Origin of the sequence: Thiolapillus sp. (assembly GCF_048562965.1) — a bacterium.
Classification (GTDB): domain Bacteria; phylum Pseudomonadota; class Gammaproteobacteria; order Chromatiales; family Chromatiaceae; genus Thiolapillus; species Thiolapillus brandeum_A.
Window position 1 is genome coordinate 1 of the sequence record NZ_JBHNMF010000084.1, and the last position, 9762, is coordinate 9762.

Below are 9762 nucleotides of genomic sequence, written 5' to 3' on the forward strand. Positions count from 1 at the left end.
ATTAGAAGGTGAGATGAAAAACAGCTGATATTTCTCTTTTTCATGATTGGTTTCGATACATGAGGTGTCGTATGAAGAATGCAATCAGCACGAAATGGAAAAAGTGCAGGCGAGGCAGCCTGCCGGTTCTTTGGGGGCTGTTGGGATGTTGGGCGGTGCCGGCAGTGGCAACAGAAATCTGCTCGGGTGCACCGGGTGATCTTGAAGGTGAAACTTACAGTGCCGCACAGACTACCTGCACGTCGAGTAGCAGGATTGATGCCGGACCCAATGTTATTGTCGTTTCCGGGGCGCGGCTCTCCCTGTATGCTCCTGTGGTGACGTTGAAGGGGACCGTCAGGGTGCAGGATCGGGCGCTCTTGAATATTGCACCCCGTTATACGGCATCTGTCGCCCTGAACGATACGGGCATCACAGCCTGCAGAGGTGCCGGCGCTGACGCGCTTCCATGCCCGGTTACAGGTTTCCCCGGTCAGGATGCCGAGTCCGGGCGTGACAGGACCAGCAACAATAACGCAGACGGTCATGCCGGTTTCAGTTTCACCAAGCTGTCCGCCAGTGGTAATCCCCTGCCAGCGACTGTGGCCAGCTGGTCTTGTGTCAGAGACAATGTCACCGGTCTGATCTGGGAAGTGAAGACCAGTGATGGGAGCATTCACGACAAGTCCAACACCTACCGCTGGGGAGGTAAAACCGCTCAGGGCAGCGGTTATGGTGACTATTTTACTGACTGGAATGCACTTGTCGACGGCAGCAATGCGGAGCAGCTCTGTGGTTTCTCGGATTGGCGCCTGCCGACCCGGGCGGAGCTGTAAAGCCTGGTCAGTTACAACCACTTGCCTCCGGCTCCCGCCATCGACGGAAATTACTTTCCCAATACCATCAATACGCACTTCTGGACATCGCAGCCCGGCGCGGCTGATCCGTCCATGGCATCTGAAGTGGATTTCGGCATGGGATTTTTCGGCGGTATTCCGCGCAATGTTCCGCTGCTTGTAAGGCTGGTGCGTTCAGGGCCCTGATTCATTTACTGGAGTATTCCCGATGTTTAAGTTGAATAGTCTCGAGTCTCAAAGCCTGTTGCTGGTGGCAATGCTGGCCATGGCTTCTGTCGGCGAAGCGCAGACCTGCCGCAGCGACAGTGAAATTTCTCCCACGACGCCAACAATCGATTTTCGTGACAACGGTGATGGGACGGTAACTCACAAGACCACCGGTCTGATGTGGACGAAATGCGCCCTGGGACAGACGGGTGCGGATTGTTCCGGTGGCAGTGCTGCCACCTATTCCTGGGGCGAAGCCCTGCAGGCAGCGGCAGCCAGTCGTGTGGCCGGCTATGCCGACTGGCGTGTACCCAATATAAAAGAACTGGCCACCCTCATCGAGCAGCAGTGTTTCGATCCGGCGGTAAATCTCGCGGTGTTTCCGGGGATACCAGCTTCGGATTTCTGGAGTTCATCCCCGACTACCGATTTTCCGGTCAACACGCCTGCTTCCTGGGGCGTGAATTTTGCGGAATTTGGCTACAATTTCAACTACGATCGCGACAATCTTCTGTCTCTCAGGCTGGTTCGTTCCGTACCCTGAGGATCGCAGTGCGTGTGGGAATGGCCTGATAGAGCGCGGCTGCAGCTGAGGGGTCAGTCCTGTACCGGCTCGACCAGGGTACGCAGCTTCTTGCGGGCGCGAAACAGGCGGGTGCCGGCGCCGGCCACGGAAATGCCCAGTTCGGCGGCGATCTCTTTCTGGGAATAGCCGTGGATCACCTGCAGCAGCAAGGGCTCACGATACTCTTCCGGCAGTTCAGCGATGGCATTGCGCAACACGAAGGCTTCGGTGGAGGTGTCATAGTCCTGGCGTTTCTCTTCCAGTGCCTCGGCGGGTATGGCGCTGAACTGGGGTTGGAAACGCTCGAAGCGGCGGGCGTTCTCACGGCGCAGGATGGTGATCAGCCAGCCCTTGGCAGCTTCGGGTTTTTTCAGCCGGTCCATGGCTTTCCAGGCGCGCAGCATGGTTTCCTGCACCAGGTCTTCGGCGACGGTCTTGTCATGCACCAGCCAGTAGGCATAGTGAAAAAGATCGGTCATGTGTTTGCCGATCAGGTTCTGAAAGCGGATCTCCCGAGCAGCCGGCGTTTCCGATTTGGGCAGGGTGTTGCTGAATGTGGTTGTCAGTTGGCTCATGTTCTTGCTCCGGTGATTCGTGTTTGCTTGTTCTGCAAGAGTCAATGCATAAGCCGTGCCAACATATTAACTTGTTGATTATTAAGGAATCAGCGCATTTTTAGCGGTACGGTCTGTAATAAACTGTCGTAACGAGTTGTGCAACAGATCGTGAAAATGTAACGAAACGTTATCCCGCCTTATTCATGGTGGATCGCGGATCCTGGCGCAGGTCTGGTGCGACTGAACGCCACCATGAATAAGGCGGGGTTATACCTGAAGCCCGTATTTCTTGATCTTCCGGTCCAGAGCCGGGCGGGATATGCCGAGGATCTGGCAGGTGTTGCCCTTGTGGCCGCCGGTGTGCCACAACACCTTCTGGATATGTCGTGCTTCCACCTCTTCCAGTGTCAGCAGGGTATCTTCATCTTCAGCCGGGGAAGGGGAAGACACTGTGTCCTGCGGAGCGTGAAAACGGATCAGGTCGGCGGTGATTGCGCCTTCGCGTGCCTGTACCAGGGCCTGGGTGAGCACATTTTCCAGTTCGCGCACGTTACCCGGCCACTCGTGGTGCAGCAGCAGGTCTATCGCCTGGGGATCGACGGGGGGCGCCGTGCGTTCCATCGTGCCGGCTGCGCGGGCCAGTAATGCCGCCACCAGCAGGGGGATGTCCTCCCGACGCTCCCGCAGCGGCGGCAGGTGGATATGCACCACGTCCAGCCGGTAGGCCAGGTCTTCCCTGAACTGGTCCTCCCGGGCGGCTTCGAACAGGTCGCGGTGGGTAGCGGCGATGATGCGCGCATTGACGGCTACGGCAAGAGTGCTGCCCACGGGTTCGACCACCTGTTCCTGCAGGGCGCGCAGCAGCTTGGCCTGCAGCTGCGGCGCCAGCTCGCCGATTTCATCGAGAAAAAGGGTACCGTCCTGTGCCTGCTGAAAGCGGCCGGGCTTGCTGCTGGTGGCGCCGGTGAATGCCCCTTTTTCATGGCCGAACAGTTCGCTTTCAAGGAGCGTATCGACGATGGCGGCGCAGTTGATGGCCACGAATTCACCGGGCAGCCCGCTGTACTGGTGAATAAGCCGGGCGACGATCTCCTTGCCGGTGCCTGATTCCCCGGTAATGAGCACGGTAGCCTTGCTCTGGGCGGAAAGGGCGATCTGTTTGCTCACCTCCAGCATGGCGTCGCTGCGGCCGATGAGTTCGCGGATCTGTTGTGCCGGTTGATCCTGTGTGGGCGCAGCTGTCGGGGTATAGGCCAGGGCCTTGTCCACGGCGGCCTGCAGGATGCTGGTCTTCACTGGCTTGTGGATGAAATCGGCGGCGCCGTCCTGTATGGCCTGTATGGCCAGTTCCAGGTCGTGCACACCGGTCATCATGATGATGCGAGATGCCGGGCTGATGGCAAGCAGCCGCGGGATCTGTTCATTGCCCAGGCCATCGGGCAGTTGCTGGTCGAGGAGTATCAGGTCTGGCTGCAGGGATTCGGCCTGTCGCAGGGCGGTCCGGCAATCGTGGGCCACCTGGACCTCCATGCCCTGGTCCTCGAAATGCAGGGTCAGCATCTGGCTCAGGGAGCTGTCGTCCTCGATGATCAGTAACTTGTGGGTCATTTCGCCTTCTCCGCTTTCCAGCAGCCGACAGCCAGAAACAGCCATCCTGCCAGAAAAGACAGGCCGCCGAAGGGGGTTATTACACCCAGCATGCGGGTTTGTGTGATGGCGAGCAGGTACAGGCTGCCACAGAACAGGAGTATGCCCAGTATGAAGAAACGGCCGGCCCAGCGCAGGGCGGGCAGGGGTGACTCCCTGAACAGCTGGCCCGTGGCCAGCAGGGCCAGAGCATGAAGCCCCTGGTATTGCACGCCCTTGTTGAAGATGGCGAGCATGTCGGCCGACAGCAGCTGCTTCAGTGCGTGGGCGCCGAAAGCGCCCAGGGCCACCGTAAGAAAGCCGGCGATGGCGCCGAAAACCAGAAAGCCACGTGCGCTGCTCATGTGGGCTGGCCCAGCATGTCCAGCGCTTCGGCGGCGATTTCGCGCACGTCGTCTTGGGGATCGTCCAGCAGCGGTTTGAGCCACCTGGCCGCCTCGGGTGCGCTGCTCAGTCCCAGATAATAGGCGGCGTCCCCGCGAAGGTTGGCCTTGTCATGGGTGGCGAGTTTGCCCAGTTCGGGCACCAGAGTCTTGAGCAGATCCGAGCCTGCCAATGCCTCGAAGATGGCGCCCAGGCCGAATTTCACACTGAGGGAGTCTTCTTCGTCCTGCATCATGTCCAGCAGCTGGGGAAGTGAGTCCGGATACTCTTCTATATAGGCAATTGCCTGGTCAAGCTGCTGCTGTTCCAGCAGTTCGCGGATATATTCGCCCGCCGGGGCGCCGGTGGCAGCTTTTTCCGCCCAGGATTTGAGCTCACCGGTGGAATAGCTGCCGTTGAGTTCATAGTTGCCGATGCGCATCCAGGGAACCGAGCGGGTGCCCACTTCCTGTGCCGTTTCGGGGTGGACAGCGATGTTGACCACCTCCAGCCGACCGATGTCACCGCTTTTTACCAGGTCCGAAAGGGCGTGCAGTACCGACTGGCAATGAGGGCAGCTGGGGGCGATGAGCAGCAATGCGTCTGCAGGGTTGTGTACAGGAGTTGACATGGATCAGTTCTAAGCGGTTGATTGGTCGGGGAAGGGTGCCTATTCTTGCATCTAATTGATTGATTTCCAAGGTCTATAAGTATTACAGATAAAGCCTATTTATACCTGCTGGCGGTAAAATTGTTTGGCGTTTTTGCCGCTAAGAAACTATTTTTACTCACCCTATATTGCCCTGGGCGACTTTGCGCTGTGGTTTGTGCGCCGCGTTCGAGTTCTTCCACAGAGGGTAACTAGAGATTTTTTGGAGCGAGTGAGCCCTTGGGTTTTACTTGTTCTGAATTGAAAAGAAGACCGCTTCGGCGGTGAATATTCACTGCAGTGTAAACTTAAGGAGAACTATCGATGCCTACATTTGTGCGTACCGATAAGTGCGATGGCTGCAAGGGTCAGGACAAGACCGCTTGCATGTACATTTGCCCACACGACCTCATGAAACTCGATATGGACGGTTCTGCGACCGGCCATGCTATGAAGTCTTACAACCAGGAGCCTGATCAGTGCTGGGAATGCTATTCCTGCATCAAGATCTGCCCTCAGAACGCTATCGAAGCGCGTCCCTACGCCGATATCGTACCTCTGGGTGCTTCCGTACAGCCTCTGCGCGGTACTGATTCCATTATGTGGACCATCAAGTTCCGTAATGGCACCATGAAGCGTTTCAAGTTCCCGATCCGTACTACTCCGGAAGGTTCTATTGATCCTTATGGCAACAAGCCTGCCGCTGATCTCGCGAAGATCTCCGAAGCTGGCTTCTTCAACCACATGGAGCAAAACGGCTACCGTGCTGGCGACCCCAGCGAGCTGATCTGCAAGTAATCCATAGTTGTTTGTGATCAACAGAATTTAATCTTTCAAGTATAGAGGTAATTAAAATGGCTGAATTCGGTAATCCCGATGTCGTCGAAGAAGAGGTAGATATCCTCATCATCGGCGGTGGTATGGCTGCTTGCGGTACCGCATATGAAATTGGCCCCTGGATCGACGCTGCCAAGAAGGAAGGCGTTGATATCTCCGTTAAACTGGTTGACAAGGCCGCCATGGACCGTTCCGGTGCTGTTGCGCAGGGTCTGTCCGCGATCAATACCTACATTGGTCCCGAGCAGGATCCCGCGGACTACGCCCGCATGGTTTCCAACGACCTGATGGGTATCACCCGTGACGACCTGGCTTACGACCTGGGCCGCCACGTTGACGAGTCTGTTCACCTGTTCGAAGAATGGGGTCTGCCCATCTGGAAACTGGACGAGAACGGTGAGCGTTTTGACGGCTCCAAAGGCATGACTCCCCTGAAAGACGGCGGTACTCCCGTACGTTCCGGTAAGTGGCAGATCATGATCAACGGTGAATCCTACAAGTGGATCGTGGCTGAAGCTGCGAAGAAAGCGCTGGGTGTTGATAACATTCAGGAGCGTATCTTCATCGTCAAGCTGGTCAACGACGCAAAAGACAAGAACCGCATCGCCGGTGCTGTTGGTTTCTCCACCCGCGAAGACAAAGTGGTTGTTTACAAGTTCAAGGCCTGCCTGCTGGTAGCCGGCGGCTGCGTAAACATCTTCCGTCCCCGCTCTGTTGGTGAAGGTCAGGGTCGTGCCTGGTATCCCGTATGGAATGCCGGTTCCACCTATTCCATGGCTGCAGAGGCCGGTGCTGAGCTGACTCTGATGGAAAACCGCTTCGTACCTACCCGTTTCAAAGACGGTTACGGTCCTGTTGGCGCGTGGTTCCTGCTGTTCAAATCCCAGGCCACCAACGGCGTGGGCGAACCGTACATGGTTCGCAACAAGGAAATGCTGGATGACTATCCTCCTTATGGTCAGGCTGCTGTTCCTGCATCCTGCCTGCGTAACCACCTGATGCTCAAAGAGATGAAGGAAGGCCGCGGTCCTATCTGGATGGATACCGTTACTGCTCTGGCTAACCTGCGTGAGACCCTGTCTCCTCGTGAGGTCAAGCACCTGGAAGCAGAAGCATGGGAAGACTTCCTCGACATGTGTATCGGCCAGTGCGGTATCTGGGCCGGTGAGAACATCGAGCCCGAGAAGAAGAATTCCGAGCTGATGCCTACCGAGCCGTACCTGCTGGGTTCACACTCTGGCTGCTGCGGTATCTGGGTTTCCGGTCCTGAAGATGTTGGCGCGCCGACTGACGAAGGTCTGGGCGACGGCATTCCTGAGCACCTGCCTTCCGGCTGGAACTGGGGCTACCGTGGTATGACCACAGTACAAGGCCTGTTCACCGCTGGTGACGGCGTTGGCGCCTCTGGTCACAAGTTCTCCTCCGGCTCTCACGCTGAAGGCCGCATGTGCGCCAAGTCCATGGTCAAGTTCGTCATGGACAACAAAGACTGGACTCCAGAACTGGAAACATCTGTAGATGAGCTGGTGGAAGAGATCTACCGTCCTGTTCGTAACTATCTCGAGCACAAGGACTACACCACAGCCATCGACGTCAACCCCAACTACATCACTCCCCGCATGCTGCAGTTCCGTTTGCAGAAGATCATGGACGAGTATGTAGCCGGTGTTGCCACCTACTACACCACCAACGAGCACATGCTCGACCTGGCGGAGCAGAAGCTGGAAATGCTGAAGGAAGATTCCCTGAAAATGCGTGCCAAGGACCTCCACGAGCTCCTGCGTGCATGGGAAAACTACCATCGCATCCTGACAGCGGAAGCGCATATGAAACACATCCAGTTCCGTGAAGAGAGCCGTTATCCCGGTTTCTACTATCGCATGGACAAGAACTTCGTTGATGAAGAAAACTGGAAGTGCTTCGTAAACTCCGTTTACGACAAGGAAACCAAGAAGTGGACCTGCTTCAAGCGTGCCCACAAAGATCTGGTGGACAAGTCCAAGCTGTTCAAGTAAGCCTTACTTGACAGTCTGAAGACGGGAATCCGGGCGTCGCGAGGCGCCCGGATTTTATTTTTGTACCTGTTCATTGGATAGATTTGCGTTTGGAGCCCGAACGGTAATACCATATTGGTATTACTTTATTCTGTTCAAGGTAGGATCATGCGAGTTACGAGCAAGGGCCAGGTGACCATCCCGAGAAATGTTCGGGAAGCATTGGGTATTACCCCTGAAGCAGAAGTGGACTTTGTCAGAGAAGATGACAAATTCTATATCGTGAAGACCGACAGGCCAACGGTCAAGGGTAAGTTACGCAAACTCAGGGGAATAGCATCTGCAAGCATGTCCACTGATGAGATTATGGGTCTTACTCGAGATGCAGAATGAATGGTGTTCTTGTTGATTCCTGTGTGTTGCTCGATTTGTTTACAGACGATCCGGTATGGGCTGAATGGTCTGAAAATATACTGGAAAAATACATGCAAACCAATAGCATGCATATCAACTCGATTGTGTACACAGAGGTTTCCATAGGTTTTGAGCGAATCGAAGAACTGGAAAAAGCTATTTCCGCTCTGTCGGTCAAAGTGCTGGAAATCCCTCGTGAAGCGCTGTTTCTAGCGGGAAAAGTGTTTCTAGAATACCGTAGAAACAAGGGTACGAAAAATGCGCCATTGCCTGATTTCTTTATCGGCGCACATGCCAGTGTCTCGAAGTTTGGCCTGATCACAAGAGATATCCAAAAATACAAGACTTACTTTCCACGGGTACAATTGATACACCCCCACAATATTTGAGTCTGCAAAACGCATTGCCTGGTTGAAAAGCATTGCGATTGACGCCCATACGACAGCTTTATGCCTGAGCGGCATACCGCATGACCCGAGGTCATAATGATGAGTGACGAAAAATTCGATATTCCCTTCAAGAGCCCTACCTTGCCGAAAGTGTTGTCGGAAGACAGCAAGCTGAAGTTCAGTTGCTACAAGGGTATTTCCTGCTTCAATGCCTGTTGCAAGCGTTCGGATATCACGCTTGTGCCTTATGATGTCCTGCGCCTCAAGCAGCGCTTCGGCATGACATCCGAAGAATTCCTCGACAAATACACCGTGCCCTATCCCATGGATCAGGATCAGGTGCCTGGCCTCAAGATGAAAGTCCATGACGATGGCGCCTGTCCGTTTCTGGATGAAGAAACGGGCTGTACCGTCTATGAAGACCGCCCTACAGTGTGCCGCTACTATCCCCTGGCGGTGCTGAACATCCGCGAAAAAGATTCCAGTGAGCCACAAATCCAGTATTCCCTGGTGGTCGAAGAGCACTGCAAGGGCCACGAGGAAGACCGTGAGCTGACGGTAGAGGAATACCGCCAAGAGCAGGGCTGTGATGAATTCGATTTCTACAACAAGGAATGGTACGAACTGATCCTGAAGAAAAAATCCGCCGGCCCCGGCGTGGGCAAACCCAATGAGATGAGTCTGCAACTGTTCTTCATGGCCTCATACAATACCGACATGTTCCGCCGCTTCGTCCTCAGCGACAAGTTCCGCGCCAGCTACGATATTCCCGAAGAGACCTACGAGCAGATCGAAAAGGACGATGTAGCCCTGCTGCAGTTTGGCTACAAACTCATGCGCCAGGCCCTGTTCGGCGAGAAAATCATCCCTGAAAAACCCGGTGTCTGGGAAAAGCGGGTGGAAGAGCGACGGGAAATCTGGGAAGCCCGCACCCAGGCCGAGATAGAAGCCCGCAACAAGAAAGTCGAAGAACAGATGCGCAAGGAAACCTGACCTTCACCGTGCTCCGTACCCCCTCTCCCTTTGGGAGAGGGCTGGGGAGAGGGAAACCATATCATGCAGCCTGCTACTTTGTTAAAGTAGAAAAAGCAGCCGAATGGACATAGAGCATATTATCAATTCAATTCGGAACAGTCGGGTAAGAATTACTGACCATGCTGATGAAGAGGCATTTGATGATAACCTGACATATGAGGAAATATACTCGTCAGTAATTCAAGGTGAAATTATTGAAGATCTGAAGTTTCCCAGAAATTATTCAAGCCACCATGCGCAGCAGCACAGTGACCAGAGAATTTCCGGGG

13 protein-coding genes are annotated in these 9762 nt (G+C 55.0%); 9 read left to right on the plus strand and 4 right to left on the minus strand.

Annotation, left to right across the window (positions count from 1 at the left end; genetic code table 11):
• Positions 1 to 164: 164 nt before the first annotated feature.
• Genes ACOCD2_RS06700 through ACOCD2_RS06710 form a run of 3 tightly spaced genes read left to right on the plus strand, consistent with a single transcriptional unit; the run spans position 165 to position 1587 of the window.
• Positions 165 to 815, plus strand: a complete 651-nt coding sequence (locus ACOCD2_RS06700; RefSeq protein WP_293644075.1) for a DUF1566 domain-containing protein — start codon at positions 165 to 167, stop codon at positions 813 to 815.
• Between the two features lie 21 nt (positions 816 to 836).
• Complete coding sequence (locus ACOCD2_RS06705) at positions 837 to 1022, plus strand: DUF1566 domain-containing protein (RefSeq protein WP_293644074.1); 186 nt, start codon at positions 837 to 839, stop codon at positions 1020 to 1022.
• A 22-nt stretch (positions 1023 to 1044) separates the two neighbouring features.
• Positions 1045 to 1587, plus strand: coding sequence for a DUF1566 domain-containing protein (locus ACOCD2_RS06710; RefSeq protein WP_293644073.1), 543 nt, complete (start codon positions 1045 to 1047; stop codon positions 1585 to 1587).
• Positions 1588 to 1640: 53 nt separating this feature from the next.
• On the opposite strand, the gene ACOCD2_RS06715 is transcribed toward ACOCD2_RS06710, so the two are convergent.
• The 4 genes from ACOCD2_RS06715 to ACOCD2_RS06730 all read right to left on the minus strand — a co-directional run bounded on the left by ACOCD2_RS06715 (position 1641) and on the right by ACOCD2_RS06730 (position 4806).
• Positions 1641 to 2183, minus strand: coding sequence for a sigma-70 family RNA polymerase sigma factor (locus ACOCD2_RS06715; RefSeq protein ID WP_293644072.1), 543 nt, complete (start codon positions 2181 to 2183; stop codon positions 1641 to 1643).
• A gap of 249 nt (positions 2184 to 2432) precedes the next feature.
• Positions 2433 to 3773, minus strand: coding sequence for a sigma-54-dependent transcriptional regulator (locus ACOCD2_RS06720; RefSeq protein WP_293644071.1), 1341 nt, complete (start codon positions 3771 to 3773; stop codon positions 2433 to 2435).
• Positions 3770 to 4156 (minus strand): DUF423 domain-containing protein, encoded by a 387-nt coding sequence (locus ACOCD2_RS06725; RefSeq protein WP_293644070.1) that lies wholly within the window; start codon positions 4154 to 4156, stop codon positions 3770 to 3772. The genes ACOCD2_RS06720 and ACOCD2_RS06725 overlap by 4 nt, the downstream gene beginning before the upstream one ends.
• Entirely contained in the window at positions 4153 to 4806 is a 654-nt protein-coding gene (locus tag ACOCD2_RS06730) for a HEAT repeat domain-containing protein (protein WP_293644069.1), read from the minus strand. The genes ACOCD2_RS06725 and ACOCD2_RS06730 overlap by 4 nt, the downstream gene beginning before the upstream one ends.
• Before the next feature lie 342 nt (positions 4807 to 5148).
• Between ACOCD2_RS06730 and aprB the strand changes: the two genes are divergently transcribed.
• The 6 genes from aprB to ACOCD2_RS06760 all read left to right on the plus strand — a co-directional run.
• Positions 5149 to 5622 carry an adenylyl-sulfate reductase subunit beta gene (gene aprB, locus ACOCD2_RS06735; protein ID WP_293644068.1) on the plus strand — a complete coding sequence of 158 codons (474 nt, stop codon included), beginning with the start codon at positions 5149 to 5151 and terminating at the stop codon, positions 5620 to 5622.
• 56 nt (positions 5623 to 5678) lie between these two features.
• Entirely contained in the window at positions 5679 to 7676 is a 1998-nt protein-coding gene (gene aprA, locus ACOCD2_RS06740) for an adenylyl-sulfate reductase subunit alpha (protein WP_293644067.1), read from the plus strand.
• A 147-nt stretch (positions 7677 to 7823) separates the two neighbouring features.
• On the plus strand, positions 7824 to 8048 hold the full coding sequence (locus ACOCD2_RS06745) for an AbrB/MazE/SpoVT family DNA-binding domain-containing protein (RefSeq protein WP_293644066.1): 225 nt from the start codon (positions 7824 to 7826) through the stop codon (positions 8046 to 8048).
• Positions 8045 to 8458, plus strand: a complete 414-nt coding sequence (locus ACOCD2_RS06750) for a type II toxin-antitoxin system VapC family toxin (protein WP_293644065.1) — start codon at positions 8045 to 8047, stop codon at positions 8456 to 8458. The genes ACOCD2_RS06745 and ACOCD2_RS06750 overlap by 4 nt, the downstream gene beginning before the upstream one ends.
• A gap of 99 nt (positions 8459 to 8557) precedes the next feature.
• Positions 8558 to 9451, plus strand: a complete 894-nt coding sequence (locus ACOCD2_RS06755; protein WP_293644064.1) for a YkgJ family cysteine cluster protein — start codon at positions 8558 to 8560, stop codon at positions 9449 to 9451.
• Positions 9452 to 9554: 103 nt separating this feature from the next.
• Positions 9555 to 9762 (plus strand): hypothetical protein (locus ACOCD2_RS06760; RefSeq protein ID WP_305800123.1); only part of this gene is annotated, 208 nt, incomplete at its 3' end.